Below are 17,941 nucleotides of genomic sequence, written 5' to 3'. Positions count from 1 at the left end.
GACTCACTCCCGGGGATAGACGAGGGCTGTCGCGCCCTCGATCTCGATGATGTCGACGGTCGCCCCCGTGGGAATCACCAGGGTTTCGTCGTAGGCGCGCGCCGACCACTCCTCGCCCCCGACGCGTACCCGCCCGTCACGGCCGGTGACTTCCGAGACGACGTAGGCGGGTTTGCCGACGAGTGCATCCACGCCGAACCGCTGCAACTGCGGCTGCCTGATATGACGCATCGCCAGCGGCCTGATCATGATCAGACCGGCTGTGGATGAGACGGCGAAGAACAGTAACTGCAGGGGGACGGGCAATCCGATGGCGGCGGTCGCGGCGGTCAGGAGAGCCGCGGCGCCGAGAAGCCCCAGCGCGGCCGTGAAGGTGAACAACTCGGCCACGCCGAGCACGACCGCGAGGATTACCCAGATGATCCATTCATCCATGTCCGGCCCTCCTGATGGGTAAACGGGCCTATGCGCGTGGGTGGTTCCCCTTCCTCTACCGTAATCCTGGTTTCAGCCCTACGGCACCCACCCACCTGGGGAATCGGCGACACTCAGCGCGCTGCCTTGTATCCACTTCTCCCACGGGAGTTGCCAGAAACCCCATCCGTTGTTCCATCCGAGCTCACGGTCGGTGCCGGTGATCGTGACCGGGTCGCCGCGCAGGGAGGTCGCGTAGAACCAGGCGGCCTGGTCAGGCCGCGCATTGATGCAGCCGTGGCTGACGTTTTCCCGGCCCTGGGCCCACACATTGCCCTTGGCGTGCACGTATTCGCCGCTGTTGGAAATGCGTACGGCGTGGTCGATCATCAGGTCGTAGTAACCGGGCTCGCCTTTTCGCCGGCCGGGGGAGACCATGCGGACCGGGTTGTCTTTGTCCATGGTCAGGTGCACGCCGCTGGTCGTGGTGTATTCGAGGGTGGTCGCCATGCCGGCGCTGATGGCCATGCGCTGCGCGAGCGCGCCGTCGCGCTCGACGACCATCTGGTGTGTCCTGGTGTCGATCACACTGGTCTGCTCGCGATCGACGGTGAAGGCGAAGGTGGAGTCGGTGGCGCCGTAGACGCCGCCGGGCAGACGCAGGCCGGCCAGGTGGGCGGTGACGGTGACCCGCTGCCTGGGCGTCCAGAAGCGGCGGGTGCGGTAGACCACCTGGGTGTCACTTGTCCACCGCCATGCGCCTTCGACCGCTTGCCCGCTCTTGACCTCCAGTGCCCGCTCGACGGCCGCCTTGTCCGTCATGGGCGTGTCGAAGTCGATGATGATCGGCATGCCGGTGCCGACGGTCTCACCGGGCAGGGGCGTGGTCGCGACGATCCCGAAGGTGCGCTCGGCCGGGCGGGTGCGGAAGCGGCCCATCGCCACCGTGGCGGGGCCGCGCGGGGCCGCGGCCGTGGCGGTCACCGTGTATTCGGCCGCGGGCTTGAGCGTCCAGTCGGAGCGCCAGATCGTACGGGAACCGTCGAGCCTGCCCGGCACGGGCTCCCCGCCCTCATAGGCCTGGACGTTGCTGAGCGTGCCGCCGGACGCGCTGATCATCAGGCCGCGGTCGGGCCGGGCCCGCTTGCTGTCGAGCGCTGGGGAGATGTGCACGACCGGCGCCGTGACGGGCGCCTCTGCCGTCACGGGGCTGCAGCCGCAGATCAGGAGGAAGGCGACACAGAGTATCGCCCGAGCTCCGACACGCCGCATGTGGTGAATCCTGCTTTCCGATGGACCGGGGAGGCGTTCCAAGGGTAGCGTTCAGTCCTCGATCGAGCACACTGAGTCACCTATACGACAGTTCCGGAAACTTCCCCCAAAGTCAGGTCGCCAGCCGTGGCCCGGATGGTCACCGTGTCGCCGTCCTGCAGGAACGAGCGGACTTCGCCGCTCGCCAGCTTGATCGGATCGGTCCCGTTCCAGGTCAGCTCGATGAGTGAGCCGCGATCGCCGCGCTTGGGCCCCGAGATCGTGCCGCTGGCGAACAGGTCGCCGGTACGCAGCGAGGCCCCGTTCACGGTCATGTGGGCGAGCATCTGGTCGGGTGTCCAGTACATGGTCGCGTACGGCGGTCGCGACACGACCTCCCCGTTGAGCAGGACCTCGACGGAGATGTCCAGCCCCCAGTCGCCCTGTCTGCGCAGGTAAGCGGCCGGCTCCGGATCCTGCGGGCGTCCTGGGATCCTGGGCAGCGCCTCCAGCGGGGTGACCCACGGCGAGATCGACGTGGCGAACGACTTGGCCAGGAACGGCCCGAGCGGCCGGTACTCCCACGCCTGCACGTCACGCGCGCTCCAGTCGTTGACCAGCGTCACTCCGAACACATGGTCCTCGAACGCCCCGGCAGGCGTGCCGAGCTCGGTCGGCACGCCGACCACGAACCCCAGCTCCGCCTCGAAGTCGAGCTTCTCGCACGGCCCGAACCTGCCTGCCCCGAGCTGCCCGTGCGGGCGCTTGACCGGCGTGCCGGACACCACGACCGTGCCCGACCTGCCGTGGTATCCGACGGGCAGGTGCCGCCAGTTCGGCAGCAGCGGCTCGGTGTCGGGCCGGAATATCCTGCCGACGTTGCTGGCATGGTCGAGCGAGCAGTAGAAGTCGACGTAGTCGGCCACCTCGAACGGCATGTGCAACCGCACCTGCTCAAGCGGGATCAGGTGCCGCTCGGTCACCGCCAGGTCATCGGTGAGCTTGTTCCTGATCAGCGTCCGGGTGTCGTGCCAGGCCGCGCGGCCCCTGGCCAGGAACGGATTGAGCGACGGGGCGGCGAACACCTCGTCGTGCAGCGCGGCGGTCAGGTCGAGCACTCGGTCGCCGTACCGTACGCCCACCCTGGGCGATTCTCCCGGCGAGGAGAACACCCCGTAGGGCAAGTTGCCGACACCCCAACTCACGAATCCTCCTCGATCAGTCCAAGCGTGCGCAGGTCTTCGACGGGCGTGTTGGTGCTGCACGAGCCGTAGCTCACCAGCAGCCGCCGCGCCTGCTTCGCGGTCTCCTCCGGTACGGCCTGCGCCACGCGTACGAGATGCCCCACGTCGGTGGCGCGCAGCACGGGTGCGGGATCGCGTCCTTCGACGGCCTCGCACACCGCCAGCGCCAGGTTGAGGAACCCGTGCCGGTCCACGCCGAGCGACGGGTCGAAGTGGCGTACGGCGTGATGCAGCCCGGCCGTGGCCTTGAACGGCACCTCGTTGTCCGCGCAGAACTTGAGGAACATCGCGAGATGCTCCACCGGCGGGAAGGCGTCGGCCGCCAGGCCGCCGCAGCGGACCTTCAGCCCCATGCCGTCGGGCACGGTGATGGCCATCTTGCCCGGGGCGACCTCGGCGAAGAGCCGCACCCCGTCAGGCAGCCCGAGCCGATCGGCCAGCGCCGCGACCGACGTGCCGTCGGGCAGCGGCATCTCGACGATGTCCACCGGCAGGTCGTCGAAGGGGGGCAACTCGGGCGTGTCCACGATCAGCCCGATCCGCCGCGGCCGGTAGTCCTTGCCGCGCAGCCGGTCCAGCCGGCTGGCCGGGCACAGGAAGCGGTGCGTGAGCACCGGGTTGCCGCGCTCCACGTCCCGCTGGTAGCGGGCGAGCGCCTCGTCCATGTGCAGGGACGTCGGCGGGAACAGGCCCGCGTCGTCCACCAATGCCGTGTAGAGAGTCATCGTGCCCATGTCCACGCGTAGCCGGGATCCTCGCAGGACAGCGCGCCCTGGCCGAGGTCGAGCGGGCGGAACGTGTCCACCATCACCGCCATCTCGCTCGTGGTCGTGATGCCCCGTGCGACCGCGTCGATCACCGCCTCCACCGCGCCGGGTTGCGGCCCGTGCGTGAACCCGGCCGGATGCAGCGAGATCGAGCCGACATCGATGCCCGAGCCCGCGCGCGCGGAGTAGTCACCGCCCACGTAGAACATGAACTCGTCGGAGTCCACGTTGTGGTGGTTGTATGGGATCGGGATGGCTTCGGGGTGGTAGTCGAGCGGCCGCGGGCAGAACGAGCACACCACGAACCCGGGCCCTTCAAATGTCTGGTGCACGGGCGGAGGCGCGTGCGTCTTCTTCACGATCGGCTCGAAGTCGTTGATATTGAACGCGAACGGATAGAGGTAGCCGTCCCAGCCCACCACGTCGAACGGGTGGTTGCGGTAGACGAGCCTGGTCAGCCCGCCGCGCGTGCGCACCAGCACTGGCACCTCCTCGCCCTCGACGACGAGCGGCTCGGCGGGGGCGCGTAGGTCGCGCTCGCAGTAAGGGGCGTGCTCAAGGAACTGCCCGTACTGCGACAGGTACCGCTTGGGTGGCCTGATGTGCCCGGCCGCCTCGATGGCCAGCACGTTGACCGGCCCGCCCGTGGGCTCCGGCACCCACCGGTGGATCGTTCCGGTCGGGACGACGATGTAGTCGCCCTCACCGGCCTCGATCACGCCGTAGGTGGACTCGAAACGCACGCGCCCCCGCTGCACGTAGACGCATTCGTCGCCCATGGAGTTGCGGTAGAGCTCGCTCGGCCGGTCGCTGGTGGCGTACGACAATCGGACGTCGCCGTTGCCGGCCAGCACCATGCGGCCCGTGACCAGGTCGCCGGCGCTGGCGAGCTCCTGGGTGCGGAAGTGGCGCGGCGAGAGCGGCAGGTTGGGCTCCAGGCGCGTCTCCGTGCCGGGTTCGACCGCCTCCGCCTTGACGATCGCGGTCGGCAGATAGCGGTGGTAGAGCAGCGAGGAGTCGGACGAGAAGCCCTCCTCGCCCATCAGCTCCTCGGCGTAGAGGCCGCCGTCCGGCCGCCTGAACTGCACGTGCCGCTTACGCGGCACCTCCCCAACGACCCGGTAGTACGGCATCGGCCCCTCCCCTGCGTGTCCGCTTATCGGACGAAGGTGTCCTTTATATGTGACTACCGTCCGCCATGGGTAGGGAGATGTCAACCCAGCGCCGCGGACAGCTCGGCGGCGGCCGCCACCACCCGCGGCCCGGTCGACTCCTCCAGCGGCCCGAACGTCACCACCCCCACGGAGGCCTCAAGCCACGGCAGCCCGGTCACCGGGGCGGCGACGCCCCGCGCACCCTCCTGCAACTGCCCTTCCGTGACGAAGTAGTCGTCGTAGTTGTCACGCCCGCCGCGGAGCGCCAGGATCGCCTGGCCCGCCGCGCCTTTCGCGAGCGGATGGCGCGCGCCCTCCCGGTAGGCCACGTGCATATCGGTCCAGGAAGGCTCGACCACCGCGACGGCGAGCCCGTCGTCGCCCTCGGCCACGGTCAGGTGCGCGGTGGCGCCCACCTCCTCGGCCAGCCGCCGCAACGTCGGCAGCGCCGCCGCCCGCAGCAGCGGCTGCACGGCCTGGGCCAGCACGAGCACCCCGAACCCGAGATGCACCCGCCCTTCGGCGTCCCGGCGCACGAAGCCCTCGTTCATCAGCGTCGTCAGCAGCCGATAGACCACGGGCCGGCTCAGCGACAGCTCGCCGCTCAGCTCAGTGGGCGTCCGCCCGCCCTTGCCGTCGGCAAGCAGTCTGAGCAGGCGAAGCCCGCGCTCGAGGGTCTGAGCGGATTCAGCTGCCATGTGACTGATTATCTGTGACTTATCTCTGACGCGGCGTCTGGCGACCGAGCCCGTCTCGCGGAGTGAGGCCATGAACACGCGGTGAAGGGGGTACGTAGGGGAGTAGCTAAGCCAGGGGGTAGCGATGCGGCAAAGGTGGGTGTTTCTGCTTGCCGGGTTTGCCGTGTGCGTGTTGACCGCCGCAGTGCCGTCGATCTCCATCCCCATGACGCTCACAGCGCAGCAAACTCCTACGGAACCCCCAGAACGCCACCTGGTCGAGGACACCATTTACGTCACCGAGGGCATCGAGGTCAGCCGCCGGCTGCTGCCCACGGCCAAGGGCCTGGCGTTCCGCGCGAAGTACCTTGCCGTCGGGGTCCAGGTCGACCAGGGCGGCCGGCTGTCCGGCACGCCGCAGCGCTCGGGCACCTACGTCGTTCCCGTTCAGCTGTGCGCCGGGCAGACGTGCCGCGAGCAGGAGGTCACCCTCGTGGTGCTCCGCAACGTGCCGTGGGTGCCGCGCCAGCTGACCTTCCCCGGCAAGGTCGGCGCCCCGCTGGACGGCGAGATCGGCATCAGCGGCGGCCCGCCCGGCGTCGTGGCCACCTTCTCCGTGAACGACCACACCAGGTTGCCCCAGGGCGTGACCATCGGCCCTGACGGCCACGTGGGCGGCGTGCCCGCCACGCCGGGCATCTCCGAGGTCCCGGTGCGGATCTGCGTGGCGGGCAACTGCGCAGGCGTCGTCGTACGGCTGATCATCGTCTGACGGCGGGTAGGGCGCACCCCACCTGAACTGGGGGGACGGCGGGCATGATCGGTGCGGCTCGGCGGCGGAGACTTCGAGGTACACGTCCCGGACCTATGGAGGTACCTGTCATGAGCACTGTCACCGGGCTGCGCAGAAGCGACCCCGCGCCGGCCGGCCCGCCGCCCGTCGTGCACGCGGCGGCCATGCTCTGGTTGTCGGCGGTCGCGCTCGGCGTGTTCGAGGCCGCCCTGATGGTCACCCGAGAGCTGCTCGAAGGCACGTCCGCCCTGGCCGGCCTGCTGCCGGGCGTCGGATTCCGGCTGGCGGTCTTCGCCGGCGCGATCTTCCTGGCGCTGCGGCTCCGGCGCGGCCAGAACTGGGCGAGGTGGACGCTCGCCGGCACGCTGGGGGTGTTCGGCACGTTGTCGCTGGTGATCGAGCCCGCTCGGTGGCTGCTGGACGGAGGGTCGATCGCCGAGGCCGCCGCCGGCCTGGACGCTGTGGGGTGGGTCTTCGCGGCCAGCCGGATCCTGCACGTGGCGGCCGTGCTCGGGGCGATGGCGCTGATGTTCCAGCCCAGGGCCAACGCCTACTTCGCCTCTGTCTGAACCGGCCCGAGTCGCGGTCGAGGTTCGGCGCGCAGGTTGCGCACCCCGGGGGCCAGCAGGGCCCCCAGCGTGCTCACCACGATGAGCACGGCGCAGCCGAGCAGCGACTCCTGGGTGCCGAACAGCTCCGACGCCGGACCGGCCAGCATCAGCCCGATCGGCCCGAACATCAGCGACCCGAGCATGTCGTACGAACTGACCCGCGACAACGATTCGGCCGGGACCTCCCGCTGCATCGTGGTCTGCCACAACACGCCGAACACGTCGAAGCAGACCCCGAGGACGAAGGCGCCCGCCACGATCGCCCAGATCGGCGCGTCGACCCCGAGCAGCACGTACGGCAACGCGGTCGGCAGGCAGAGCAGCACCGCCACCAGGATCGGCCGGCTCGGCCGCAGCCGGATCGACACCAGCACTCCGGCGATCATGCCGATGGCCTCGCCCGCGAGGAATGCCGTCCATACCGCCGGGCCACCCATGTTCTCTTTGGCCCACAGCGGCCCGAGCACACCGTGCCCGGCCTGGAGAGCCATGACCAGCAGCGAGAACTGCGCCACCACCACCCAGATCCACTGCCGCGAGCGGAACTCCCGCCACCCGTCGCGCAGGTCCGCCAGCACCGAGTGCCCCGCGCCCGCGGCCCGCACGCCCTGCTGCAGCCGCAGCAGCGCGATCAGCACGCCTGCCACCGCGAACATGGCGGCGCTGACCGTCAGCGCCCAGCCACCGCCGAACAACACCACCGTGCCGCCGCCCAACACCGTCCCGGCCACCCGGGAGGCGTTCGCGCCCAGGCCGAGCAGCGCGTTGCCGGTCTGCAGCCGGTCCTGCGGCACGACCTCGGGGATGATCCCGGTCAGCGCGGGGAACGTGATCGCCGTGGCCACACCGGCCACCGCCGCCGCCGTGGCCAGCGCGGGCAGCGGGGTCCAGCCGGCCAGCAGCATGGCCCCCAGCGCGAAGAACGCCGCCGCCATCATGAACTCACCGGCCATCATCACCCGCTGCCGCGGCAGCCGGTCCGCGATCACGCCGCCGACGAGCATGAACACGATCATGGGGAGCGATTCGGCGGTGAGCACGATCGACAGGGTCGTGGCGTCCGCGCCCGGCAGGTTCAGGATGCCGAACGCCAGGGCCACGGGTGCGAACGCGCTGCCCAGGACGGAGATCGTCCTGGCGGTCAGGAGCAGCGTGAACCGGCGATCCCGGAGCAGGCCGAGATCGCGTACATAGCTGTGCACCTGCGTGAACCCCCTAGGACAGGCAAACTCCCTTATTTTGCCGTACTTCTTGTCACCCCGTAACAAGACCGAATGAGGAATGTGCAGGCGTTGGGCAAGAATCCAGCCGTCCTTCTCCCGTAATTTGCTAGGTCCCTGAAACGAGGGGACTCGGCATGCCGGACACGTTGATCGCCCAGGTGGCGCGGTGGGCGCGGGAGGTTCCGCGCGCGCCCGCGTACACGTTCGCCGATTTCCTGGGGGACGGCTCCCGCCGGACGTACACCTGGGGGCAGGCCGACCTCAAGGCCAGGGCGCTGGCCGTGCGGTTGCGCGAGTTCGCCGGACCGGGCGAGCGGGCGGCGGTGCTGGCCCCCTCAGGGCTGGACTACGTGGTCGCCGTGCTGGGCGCCATGTACGCACGGCTTGTCGCGGTGCCGCTGTTCGCGCCCGGCCTGCCGGGGCACGCCGAGCGGCTGGTCAGGGCGTTCTCCGACGCCGACCCCGCCGTCGTGTTGACCACCACGGCCGCGCTGCCCGGCGTCACGGACTTCCTCGCCACCGGGCCGGGGTCCACCGCCGCCATGCTCACAGCGCCCGAGCCCGCCGCCCGCATGCCCGCCGCCTCTGTGCCTGTCATCACTGTGGACACCGTCTCCGACCTGCTCGCCGACGAGTGGGAGCCGGAGGCGATCAGGCCGGGCGACCTGGCCTACCTGCAGTACACCTCCGGCTCCACCCGCGCGCCCGCCGGCGTCGAGATCACCCACGGCAACCTCACCGCCAACGCCGCCCAGCTCTGGGAAGCGTTCCGCGCCCGGCCAAGCACGTCGGTGGCGGTGTTGTGGCTGCCGCTCTTCCACGACATGGGGCTGGTCGCCACGATCGCGATGCCGATGATGGGCGGCAACCAGGCCGTGTTCATGGACCCGGTGGCGTTCGTCATGAGCCCCGTGCGGTGGTTGCGGCTGCTGTCTGAGTACGACGACGTGTTCACCGGCGCGCCGAACTTCGCCTACGAGTTCACCGCCGCCCGCGTGCGGCCCGAGGACAAGAGCGGGCTGGACCTGTCCGGGGTGCGGGTGATGCTGAACGGTGCCGAGCCGGTCCGGCCGGCCGCCATCGAGGTGTTCAACGCCGCCTTCGCCGGGTGCGGGCTGCGGCCGGAAGCGCACACGCCGGCCTACGGGCTGGCCGAGGCGACGGTGTTCGTGTCGGCGATCGGCCGCGACGAACCGCCCCTGGTGCGCGATTTCTCCCGTGACGCCCTGCGCCAGGGCATCGCCGTGCCGTGCGTGGACGGGGAGCCAAGCAGACTGGTGTCCTGCGGGCGGCCGTACGGGCAGGATATCAAGATCGTCGGCTCGGCCGGCGAGCTGCCCGGCGGGCGGGTGGGCGAGATCTGGGTGCGGGGGCCGAACGTGGCCCGCGCCTACTGGCGCGACCCTGAGCGCAGCGCGGAGGTCTTCGGCGGCGAGTGGTTGCGGACCGGCGATCTCGGCGTGCTGCACGACGGCCACCTGTACGTCACCGGGCGGATCAAGGACCTGGTCATCGTCGACGGGCGCAACCACTACCCGCAGGACATCGAGGTCACCGTGCAGGAGGCCCACGAGGCGGTGCGGCGGGACCGTGTGGCGGCATTCGCGGTGCCGGGGGAGGAGACCGAGCGGCTCGTCGTGGTGGCCGAGCGGTCCGCCCGCTGCGGGGTGGCGGCCGACGCGGTCGAGGTCGGGCGGGCGGTGCGGGCGGCCGTCCGGGCGAAGCACGATTTATCAGTGCATGACTTCGTGCTGACCGAGGCCGGAGCCGTGCCGCGGACGTCGAGCGGCAAGATCGCCCGGCGCGCGTGCCTGCGGGCGTACCTGGAGGGCGCCCTTGTTTGAATCCGCTCTGTGCCGGTGGGGCCGGCTGGTCTATCGCGGCAGGTGGACGCTGCTGGTGCTGAGCCTGGTGGCGGCCGTCCTCGCCGCGCCGCTGGGGCTGGAGCTGTTCGGGCGGATGGCCGACGGCGGCTTCGAGGACCCGCGCGCTGACTCCACGACCGCCGCCCGCTGGAACGACGACTGGTACGGCGGTCACGCCGCCGACGTGGTCGTCCTCTACCGGCACCCGACGGTCAAGGCGCGGGACCCGCGGTACAAGAAGGCGGTGCACGACTCGCTGCGGGCGCTGCCGGGGGAGCACGTGCGCAGGCTGGCCACGTACTGGACGACCGGGTCGAAGCGGATGGTGTCGGAGGACGGGCGGTCGACGTATGCGCTGGTCACGCTCGAAGGCGACAAGCAGGCCGCCTACGCCGCCGTCGCGGACCGGCTCAGGCGCGTCCAGAACCTCTACGTCGAGGTCGGCGGGTCGGTGCCGCTGCTGAAGGAGCTCAACGACCAGACCGCCGCAGATTTGGCTCGCGCCGAGGCCATCTCCATGCCGGTGTTGCTGGTGCTGCTCGTCATCGTGTTCGGGAGCCTGGTGGCGGCCGGGCTGCCGCTGCTCGTGGGGTTGTTCGCGGTGCTCGGCGCGCTGGTGTTGCTGCGGCTCCTCACCGAGGTCACAGAGGTCTCCGTCTTCTCGCTGAACGTCGTCACCATGCTGGGGCTCGGCCTGGCCGTCGACTACTCGTTGTTCGTGCTCAAGGCGTTCAGGGAGGAGATCAGGGGCGGGGCGTCGAGCGAGCAGGCCGTGGTGCGGACCATGGCCACGGCCGGGCGCACCGTGGCGTTCTCCGGGCTGACGGTGGCCACGGCGCTGCTGGGGCTGCTGCTGTTCCCGCAGATGTTCCTGCGCTCGATCGGCCTCGGGGCGGCGGCCGTCGTGCTGGTGGCGATGGGGGCCGCGCTGGTCGTGCTGCCTGCCGTGCTCGGCATACTCGGGCGGCGCGTGGACGCCCTCCGCATCACCCCGCAGTTCGGGTACGGGCGGCGCGACAGCGGCATGTGGCACGCCCTCGCGTCCAGCGTGATGCGCCGGCCGGTGCTGTACCTGCTCGCCGTGGCCGTCGTGCTGGTGTCCCTGGCGCTGCCGTTCCTGCACGTCAAGTTCGGCAACGTGGATCATCGGGTGCTGCCCGCCGCCTCCGAGAGCCGACGCGTGGCCGAGGTCGTGGACGGGGACTTCGCCAGGAACTCCATGGCGGCGGTCGACGTCCACGTCCTGGTCGAGCGCTCCTTCACCGAGTCGCCCGCCGTCCCGGGGCCGCTCGGCCAGGGCCATTCGCCCATCAGCGCGGTCACGCCCGTGACGCCGTCCGACGTGAAGCCGCTGGCCGACCGGCTGCGGCGGCTGCCGCACGTGACCGGGGTCGATGTGGCGGGGTTGTCGCAGGACAACGGGGCCGTGCGGCTCGCCGTCCGCTACGACGCCGACCCGATGTCGGACGCGGCCCAGGCGCTCGTCAAGTCGATCAGGGAGCTGGCACCCGAGCCGAACGTGCGGCGGGTGGTGGTCGGCGGGCCGACCGCCGCCCAGCTGGATCTGATGGACAGCCTGGGCGCCACGTTGCCATGGATGGCGCTGGTGGTGGCGTCGGTGACGGGGGTGCTGCTGTTCGCCGCATTCGGGTCGGTGGTGCTGCCGCTCAAGGCGCTGCTGATGAACGTGCTGTCCATCGGCGCGTCGTTCGGGGTGATCGTGTGGGCCTTCCAGGACGGGCATCTGGCATCCGTGCTGCGGTTCACCTCCACCGGGTCCATCGAGGCGACGGTGACGGTGCTGATCTTGGCCGTGGTGTTCGGGTTGTCCATGGACTACGAGTTGTTCCTGCTGTCGCGGGTGCGGGCGGAATGGCTGCGTACGGGGGACAACGCGGCGGCCGTGGCCGCCGGGCTGCAGCAGACCGGCGGGGTGATCACCAGTGCGGCGCTGTTGCTGCTGGTGGTCATCGGGGCGTTCGCCACGGCGGGAATCACGATCGTGAAGCTGCTCGGGGTGGGGTTGTTCGTGGCGATCGTGGTGGACACCACGCTCGTGCGGGCCTTGCTGGTGCCCGCGACCATGCGGTTGATGGGCGGCGCCAACTGGTGGCTGCCCCGCCCGCTGCGTGCCTTTCACCGGCGTGTGGAGCTCCGCGAGCAGCCTGCGCGACCGGTCGCGGGCCCTCCCGCCGTCCCGCCGCCATCCTCCCCACGCCGCTCCGCCCTCCCGCCGCCCGCCGCCGAGGTGCCCCAGGAGGCGCGTGTGTCCCGGCGGGCGCTCGAGCCAGGAACGGGCGGCGGATGGGCTGGTCCGGTGGCGGACTCGGATGACGCGGGGCCGGCGGTGACCGTCAACGGGCGGCCGGCCGTCTTCGGCGTGGACACCGATCCGGTGCCGCTGGCCGCAGAGCACGAGCCATCGGCGGCGCGGCACGAGCCGCTGGTGGCGCACGACGGGCCCGAGCTGGTCCCGGTCAAGCCCTTCCGCAAGCACCCCTACTCCACCCCCACTGAGCAGACGCCCGCCAAAGGCGAGGACGGGCCGCGGTGGGTCAAGGTCACGGCGGGGCGTACCCGGGTGGTGCGGGCCACTGCGGACGGCCGCGGCTGGACGTGGGTGGAGGTGGACTCGTGAGCGTGCCGGCCGTCACCCGGCGGCGGGGACCGGCCACGGCAGGACCGCTGTTCCTGGTCGTCGGGCTGGCCGGTTTCCTGACCACCTTGGACAACACGGTCGTCACCGTCGCGCTCCCCAGCATCCAGCACGACCTGGGCGCCCGCCTGTCCGCCCTGGAATGGGTGGCGACCGGCTACCTGCTGACGTTCGCGGGCCTCATGCCGGCCGGCGGCCGGCTCGCCGACGTCTATGGGCACAGGAAGGTGCTTCTGGCCGGGCTCGCCGCGTTCACCACCGCCTCGCTCGGGGCCGGGCTGGCCACCACGATCCACCTGCTGGTCGCCGCCCGGCTGGCCCAAGGAGCCGGGGCGGCGATGATCCTGCCCGCCACGCTCGCCGTGCTGGCCGGGCGGGAAGAGCGGCAGCGGTCCATGGGCGTGGCGGTGTGGATGGCGTCCGGCGCGGGGGCGCTGGCCCTCGGGCCGGTGGTGGGCGGGTACCTGAGCCAGCACGCGCACTGGAGCTGGGTGTTCCTCGTCAACGTGCCCATGGGCGTGGCGGTCATCGCACTGGCCGCCGTGGCGGTGCCCGCGTCGGACGTGGTCCGGCGGGCGCTGGACGTGCCCGGGGTGGTGGCCTCCGTGGCGTTCCTGGCGTCGGGGACGTTCGCGTTGATCCACGGCGGGGAGCACGGCTGGGACTCGCCGGCCGTCGTCGCCGCCCTGCTGGTCTGCGCGGGCAGCGGAGCGGTGTTCGCGGTGGCCGCGCGGCGGGCCGCCGATCCGATGGTGGACTTGCGGCTCTTCACGGTCGGGGCGTTCGCGGGCGGTGTGGTGGCGCAGGTGCTCTGGGGGCTCGGCGTCAACGGCGTGTTCTTCTACACGGCGATCTTCCTGCAAGGCGTGCTGGGGTTCACGCCCACCGGCTCGGGGCTGGCCTTCGTGCCGTTGGCCCTGCTGGTGGTGCTGGTCACGCCGGTGGCGCCGGCGGTGGAGCGGCGGCTGGGCGCCGGGCGCACGGTCGCGCTGGGGCTCACGCTGGTCGCCGGCGGGATGGCGGTCGCGGCCACCCTGGAGGTGGGCGACGGGTGGGAGCGGCTGCTGCCCGCGGTCTGCGCGATCGGGGTGGGCTCGGCGCTGACCATGCCCCTGGGGTCCGCGGTGCTGGGCGCGGTGCCGCAGGCCCGGGCAGGGGTCGCGGGTGCTGTCTTCTCGGTGAGCCGGGAGATCTCCGGCCTGTTCGGGATCGCCGGTGTCGGCGTGATCGTGCACGCCGCCGGCAGCTTCGCCACCGGGTACGCCACCGGGCTGCTGGTCGCGGCCGGGCTGGTACTGGTCGGAGCGCTGGTCAGCCGGGCGACGCTGCCATGAGCGCGGAGACGCCGGCCTCCGGACCGAAAAGGGGACACGGCGCGATGAGGGTGGCGCTCGGATCGCACGGGGACGTGGCGCGATGAGGGTGGCGGTGTTGGCGCTCGGGTCGCGTGGGGACACGCAGCCGTGCGCCGCGCTGGCCCGGGAGCTGGCCGGCCGCGGGCACGAGGCGACGCTGGTGGCCTCCGGCCGCTACGCCGCGCTGGCCGGGTCCGAGGTGTCGTTCGCCCCGCTGGGCGTGGATCCCATGGCGGTCCTGGAGAGCGTGGAAGGGCAGGCCTGGCTCGGCAGCGGGCCCATAGGGTTCGTCCGCGGCCTCAGGGCCGTCCTCGAGCCTCTGGCAGCCAAGCTGGTCGCCGAGGTCGACACCGCCTGCGCCGGCGCCGACCTGGTCCTCGCCCCCTCCCTTGGCGCCTTCGGCAGACATCTCCGGGAGCGCTACGGCATCTCGTACCTGATCGTGCAGTTCCAGCCGAGCGAGCCGACCGGCGAGTTCCCCAACCCGCTCGTGCCGCTCGTCTCCCTCGGGCGGCTGGGCAACCGGGCCAGCTACGCGGTCGTCGAGCGGCTTGGTTGGTTGGTGCTCGGGCGCATGGTCAACCGGCTGCGGGCCGGTGTGCTGGGGTTGGGGCCGATGCGGGGCAGCCCGTTCGCGGCCGACCGGCGGGATCGGGTGCCGGTCCTGTGCGGGGTCAGCCCTTTGGTCGTGTCCCGGCCCAGGGACTGGCCCGCTTACGTGCACCTCACCGGTTACTGGAGGATTGCGGGGACGGGAGGGGCCGGCGACCTCGAGGGTTTTCTCGCGGCCGGGCCGCCGCCCGTGTTCGTCGGGTTCGGCAGCATGGTGCCGGGCGAGCCCGAGCGGGTGGCCGAGGAAGTGGTCGCGGGGCTCCGGCTGGCCGGCGTGCGGGGCGTCGTCCAGGGGCTGCCGGTCGCGACGTCCGACGACATCCTGCCGGTGGGGGAGGTGGCGCACGACGCGGTGTTCGCGCGGATGGCGGCCGTCGTGCACCACGGCGGGGCCGGGACCACGGCGACCGCGTTGGCGGCGGGGGTGCCGAGCGTGGTGTGCCCGTTCTTCTCCGACCAGCCCTTCTGGGGGCACAGGGTGGCCGCGCTCGGGGCCGGGCCGCCGCCGTTGCCGATCGGGCGGCTCAGCCGGGGCGCGCTGTCGGTACGGCTACGCGCCGTACCGAAATATCGCGAAAAATCAGCGCAACTGGGTCGGCTACTGCGCGTTGAGAACGGCGTGAAGAAGGCCGTCGATCTGATTGAACGTTGTTGATCGTCCGGATATGGTGCATATGCCCACGATCACCCCCTGGAAGTAAGGTGCCATGCGAAAGCGGCTGCGGCAGCTCCTCGTCATCGGACTCGCCCTCTCGTTCCTGGGCGTCGGCGTTCCAGCGTGGTCGGCGGACGACCCGCGCAGCTGTAACGACCTGCTGGCCGACGACACCCCCGCGTACGTGGTCTGCACCTGGATGGCCACCCCCGAGGAAGCCGCGGACATCGCGAAGTTCTGGCTCGGCAACGACGGCGAGAACCTGAAGGAAGCCGGCCCGATGGGCCCGATCACCGTGGACTGCACCGAGCCGGGCAACCAGTGCGAGACCGGCGCCGAAGGCGACGGCGAGCCTCGCGACGGCGGCGCACCGGACGTTGACGGGGCCGAGGACGGCGGCACGCCGGAATGCCAGAACGGCGAGGATTGCTACGTCGACCCCGACGGCCTCACCGCCGCCGATAAGAGCGCCGCGCAGCAGACGCCGGCCGGTCAGGCCGCGCAGGCCGCCGCCCAGACCGGCATGCGCCTGTGGATCGAGACCGAGCTGGCCGACGACTACAAGGCCGGCAACCTCACCGAGGCCGCCAAGAAGGTCGCCGCGCTGGCCGCCGCGCAGCCCGGCGTCATCGGCATCCGCTTCACCTCGCAGCTGGGCTACAACCAGACGTTCGCCACGGCGGACGAGCTCGACAAGTTCGTCGTCGAGGCCGCGACCGCGCTGCGCGGCCTGGCCCCGGGCAAGAAGCTGGCCGCGCACACGCTGGTGCCGGTTCTCGGCTGCGGCGCCAGCGACGGCTGCAAGGCCGAGATCGCCAAGAAGTACCCGCTGCTCGACCCTGACCGTATCGGCGTCTGGCTGGCCAAGGGTTACCTCGACCAGCTCGCCCTCGACGGCGGCCACCTGGGCACCGAGTACGCCACCTGGAAGATCGACGCCGCCGAGGCCCAGCGTAACCAGGCCATCCAGGTACGCGGCCGCGCCTGGGACGCCTACGCCCACATCGCCATCGAGGACGCGAGCTTCGCCGGCGCCCCGCTGACCGAGGAGCAGGCCACCAAGGCCATCACCGACCGCATCGCCGCCCCGCTCCAGGACGACGCCGCGGAGACGGTCACCCTGTGGACCCGCTGGCAGAACGACCAGGGCCAGGTCACCCGGGTATACGGCGAGAAGTGGGCCGCCAACGCCACCTGGGACCAGCTCAAGAAGCTCGGCTCGGTCCGCGCCCGCCTGGCCACCATCTACGACCCGGCCAACCCCGAGGTCGACCTGGCCACGGACCTCAAGAACCTGTCCGAGGTATTCGGCCAGGTGTACCTGCACGCCGCTTAGCATGACCGGGCCGGGAGCGCGGTGTCACGCGCCCTGGCCCTACCCGGAACGCAGCCCCAGCGCCGCCACGATCATGGGATACGACCTCTTGAACTCCCTGATCCAGTACGGCCAGGTATGGGTGCCGTTCCCGTACAGGTGGATCGTGTGCTCGATGCCCAGTTGCTTGAGCCGCCTGCTCAGAGCCTTGCCGGTGTAGGCGGAGACCGGCTCGCCCAGATGCGCGGGATGCCACGGCGAGCCCGGCGGGTCCAGCGGGCCCTGGAAGCTGGTGGTGCCGCTGGAGAGGTAGATGCTCACCCCCTTGAGGTTCGGGGCGAGGGCCACGGGGTCGTTGGCGGCCCACACCTGCTTGTCGCGCTTCGGGTGGCCCCATAGAGCGAGCGGGTCCTGTTTCTCGGCGGACTGGGCGTTCATGATGAGCGCCGGGATGCCGGGGAGCCGGGTGGCCAGGATGCCGCTGTACGCCCCGGCGAAGCGGAACATGCCGGGGTAGCGGGCGGCGTACTTGATCGCGCCGTAAGCGCCCATCGACAGGCCCGCCACCGCCCGGCGGTTCCCGGCCCCATAGCCGATCTCGAGCAACCGCCGCACCTCGTAGGTGTGGAACGTCGCCCATGCCGGGCTGCCGCCCCTGCCGCCGTTGTGCCAGTCCGAGTAGTTGCCCGCGCGGCCCGCCTCCGGCATGACGACGAGGGCGTCCAGGTTCGCGGTGAACGTCTTCACGTCCGTCATGCGCGTCCACGACGTGTAGTCGTCGGCGCCGCCGTGCAGCAGATACAGCACCGGCCACATCCGCTTCGCGCCCCGCGCCCAGCCTTGGGGAAGGAGCAGGCGGACCGGCGTCAGCCGGCCGACGGACGGCGAGGAGATGAGCAGGTCCAGCGTGCGGGCGTCGAGGCGGCGCTCGCTCACCACGCGGGCGGGCCCAGGCAGCGCCGGCTGTCCGGGGGCGTAGCCCGGCGGCGCCTTCTGCCCGGTGGACGGCCGCTCATCGTCGGGGGCGAACGACCAGTCCCCCTCTCTGTCAGGGTCGGCGGCGTGGGCCGGGCTCGCGCTGACCAGGAGCAGTGTCACCAGTGCCAGGAGGGCACGCATGAGGGTCCCTTCGCTGTGGGTGCAGGCGAGGGTAGGGGCGTGCGCGACCGGGCGGCTATGACGTGGCGCAACGAAATCCCGCCGCCCGTTGTGCCCTGCCGGACAAATCCCGCTGTGGTTATCACCGGCGTGACAAATCCCGACCGAGGATTGTTCCGTACGGGCCTGCCCGCCGCCGTCCGCCGGTGGGTATGTTGACCGATCACTCCGGCCTCGGCAGCAGGGGAGTG

General features: G+C 71.2%; 15 protein-coding genes. 7 read left to right on the top strand and 8 right to left on the bottom strand.

Features of this window, described 5'->3' with window-relative positions:
* Positions 1 to 3 precede the first annotated feature (3 nt).
* The 6 genes from ACTWPT_RS24965 to ACTWPT_RS24940 all read right to left on the bottom strand — a co-directional run bounded on the left by ACTWPT_RS24965 (position 4) and on the right by ACTWPT_RS24940 (position 5,528).
* Positions 4 to 435, bottom strand: coding sequence for an NfeD family protein (locus ACTWPT_RS24965; protein WP_443179862.1), 432 nt, complete (start codon positions 433 to 435; stop codon positions 4 to 6).
* 78 nt (positions 436 to 513) lie between these two features.
* The gene (locus tag ACTWPT_RS24960; protein ID WP_443179861.1) at positions 514 to 1,686 is read right to left on the bottom strand and encodes an Ig-like domain-containing protein; all 1,173 of its coding nucleotides are present in this window, start codon (positions 1,684 to 1,686) and stop codon (positions 514 to 516) included.
* 80 nt (positions 1,687 to 1,766) lie between these two features.
* Positions 1,767 to 2,870 (bottom strand): fumarylacetoacetase, encoded by a 1,104-nt coding sequence (fahA, locus tag ACTWPT_RS24955; protein WP_443179860.1) that lies wholly within the window; start codon positions 2,868 to 2,870, stop codon positions 1,767 to 1,769.
* Positions 2,867 to 3,634, bottom strand: a complete 768-nt coding sequence (locus ACTWPT_RS24950; RefSeq protein WP_443179859.1) for a hypothetical protein — start codon at positions 3,632 to 3,634, stop codon at positions 2,867 to 2,869. The genes fahA and ACTWPT_RS24950 overlap by 4 nt, the downstream gene beginning before the upstream one ends.
* Positions 3,631 to 4,809, bottom strand: coding sequence for a homogentisate 1,2-dioxygenase (locus tag ACTWPT_RS24945; protein ID WP_443179858.1), 1,179 nt, complete (start codon positions 4,807 to 4,809; stop codon positions 3,631 to 3,633). The genes ACTWPT_RS24950 and ACTWPT_RS24945 overlap by 4 nt, the downstream gene beginning before the upstream one ends.
* 80 nt (positions 4,810 to 4,889) lie before the next feature.
* The gene (locus ACTWPT_RS24940; protein WP_443179857.1) at positions 4,890 to 5,528 is read right to left on the bottom strand and encodes an IclR family transcriptional regulator; all 639 of its coding nucleotides are present in this window, start codon (positions 5,526 to 5,528) and stop codon (positions 4,890 to 4,892) included.
* 172 nt (positions 5,529 to 5,700) lie between these two features.
* On the opposite strand from ACTWPT_RS24940, the gene ACTWPT_RS24935 reads away from it, so the two are divergent.
* The gene (locus ACTWPT_RS24935) at positions 5,701 to 6,279 is read left to right on the top strand and encodes a hypothetical protein (protein ID WP_443179856.1); all 579 of its coding nucleotides are present in this window, start codon (positions 5,701 to 5,703) and stop codon (positions 6,277 to 6,279) included.
* A 110-nt stretch (positions 6,280 to 6,389) separates the two neighbouring features.
* Positions 6,390 to 6,869 carry a hypothetical protein gene (locus ACTWPT_RS24930; protein ID WP_443179855.1) on the top strand — a complete coding sequence of 160 codons (480 nt, stop codon included), beginning with the start codon at positions 6,390 to 6,392 and terminating at the stop codon, positions 6,867 to 6,869.
* On the opposite strand, the gene ACTWPT_RS24925 is transcribed toward ACTWPT_RS24930, so the two are convergent.
* The gene (locus ACTWPT_RS24925; RefSeq protein WP_443179854.1) at positions 6,851 to 8,113 is read right to left on the bottom strand and encodes an MFS transporter; all 1,263 of its coding nucleotides are present in this window, start codon (positions 8,111 to 8,113) and stop codon (positions 6,851 to 6,853) included. The two genes, ACTWPT_RS24930 and ACTWPT_RS24925, sit on opposite strands and share 19 nt — an antisense overlap.
* 155 nt (positions 8,114 to 8,268) lie before the next feature.
* Between ACTWPT_RS24925 and ACTWPT_RS24920 the strand changes: the two genes are divergently transcribed.
* The 5 genes from ACTWPT_RS24920 (at position 8,269) to ACTWPT_RS24900 (ending at position 16,613) form a co-directional block, all read left to right on the top strand.
* Positions 8,269 to 9,978, top strand: coding sequence for a fatty acyl-AMP ligase (locus ACTWPT_RS24920; protein WP_443179853.1), 1,710 nt, complete (start codon positions 8,269 to 8,271; stop codon positions 9,976 to 9,978).
* Positions 9,971 to 12,637 (top strand): MMPL family transporter, encoded by a 2,667-nt coding sequence (locus tag ACTWPT_RS24915; protein ID WP_443179852.1) that lies wholly within the window; start codon positions 9,971 to 9,973, stop codon positions 12,635 to 12,637. Before ACTWPT_RS24920 ends, ACTWPT_RS24915 begins: the two co-directional genes overlap by 8 nt.
* Entirely contained in the window at positions 12,634 to 13,989 is a 1,356-nt protein-coding gene (locus ACTWPT_RS24910; protein WP_443179851.1) for an MFS transporter, read from the top strand. The genes ACTWPT_RS24915 and ACTWPT_RS24910 overlap by 4 nt, the downstream gene beginning before the upstream one ends.
* 82 nt (positions 13,990 to 14,071) lie before the next feature.
* Positions 14,072 to 15,277 (top strand): glycosyltransferase, encoded by a 1,206-nt coding sequence (locus tag ACTWPT_RS24905; RefSeq protein WP_443179850.1) that lies wholly within the window; start codon positions 14,072 to 14,074, stop codon positions 15,275 to 15,277.
* A 52-nt stretch (positions 15,278 to 15,329) separates the two neighbouring features.
* Entirely contained in the window at positions 15,330 to 16,613 is a 1,284-nt protein-coding gene (locus tag ACTWPT_RS24900; protein WP_443179849.1) for a hypothetical protein, read from the top strand.
* Positions 16,614 to 16,652: 39 nt separating this feature from the next.
* Here ACTWPT_RS24900 and ACTWPT_RS24895 read toward each other — a convergent pair whose 3' ends face one another.
* Positions 16,653 to 17,711: an alpha/beta hydrolase gene (locus ACTWPT_RS24895; RefSeq protein ID WP_443179848.1), complete on the bottom strand. Its 1,059-nt coding sequence runs from the start codon at positions 17,709 to 17,711 to the stop codon at positions 16,653 to 16,655.
* Positions 17,712 to 17,941 lie beyond the last annotated feature (230 nt).

This window comes from Nonomuraea sp. 3N208 (genome assembly GCF_052245935.1).
Lineage (GTDB): Bacteria > Actinomycetota > Actinomycetes > Streptosporangiales > Streptosporangiaceae > Nonomuraea.
The sequence above is the reverse complement of the archived record's forward strand: the minus strand, read 5'-3'. Positions and strand labels throughout refer to the sequence as shown.

Coding starts and splice junctions, on each gene's coding strand:
- ACTWPT_RS24905 (WP_443179850.1), top strand. CDS start 14,072: ATGAGGGTGGCGGTGTTGGCGCTCGGGTCGCGTGGGGACACGCAGCCG.
- ACTWPT_RS24930 (WP_443179855.1), top strand. CDS start 6,390: ATGAGCACTGTCACCGGGCTGCGCAGAAGCGACCCCGCGCCGGCCGGC.
- ACTWPT_RS24895 (WP_443179848.1), bottom strand. CDS start 17,711: ATGCGTGCCCTCCTGGCACTGGTGACACTGCTCCTGGTCAGCGCGAGC.
- ACTWPT_RS24945 (WP_443179858.1), bottom strand. CDS start 4,809: ATGCCGTACTACCGGGTCGTTGGGGAGGTGCCGCGTAAGCGGCACGTG.
- ACTWPT_RS24940 (WP_443179857.1), bottom strand. CDS start 5,528: ATGGCAGCTGAATCCGCTCAGACCCTCGAGCGCGGGCTTCGCCTGCTC.
- ACTWPT_RS24900 (WP_443179849.1), top strand. CDS start 15,330: ATGCGAAAGCGGCTGCGGCAGCTCCTCGTCATCGGACTCGCCCTCTCG.
- ACTWPT_RS24965 (WP_443179862.1), bottom strand. CDS start 435: ATGGATGAATGGATCATCTGGGTAATCCTCGCGGTCGTGCTCGGCGTG.
- ACTWPT_RS24950 (WP_443179859.1), bottom strand. CDS start 3,634: ATGACTCTCTACACGGCATTGGTGGACGACGCGGGCCTGTTCCCGCCG.
- ACTWPT_RS24960 (WP_443179861.1), bottom strand. CDS start 1,686: ATGCGGCGTGTCGGAGCTCGGGCGATACTCTGTGTCGCCTTCCTCCTG.
- ACTWPT_RS24920 (WP_443179853.1), top strand. CDS start 8,269: ATGCCGGACACGTTGATCGCCCAGGTGGCGCGGTGGGCGCGGGAGGTT.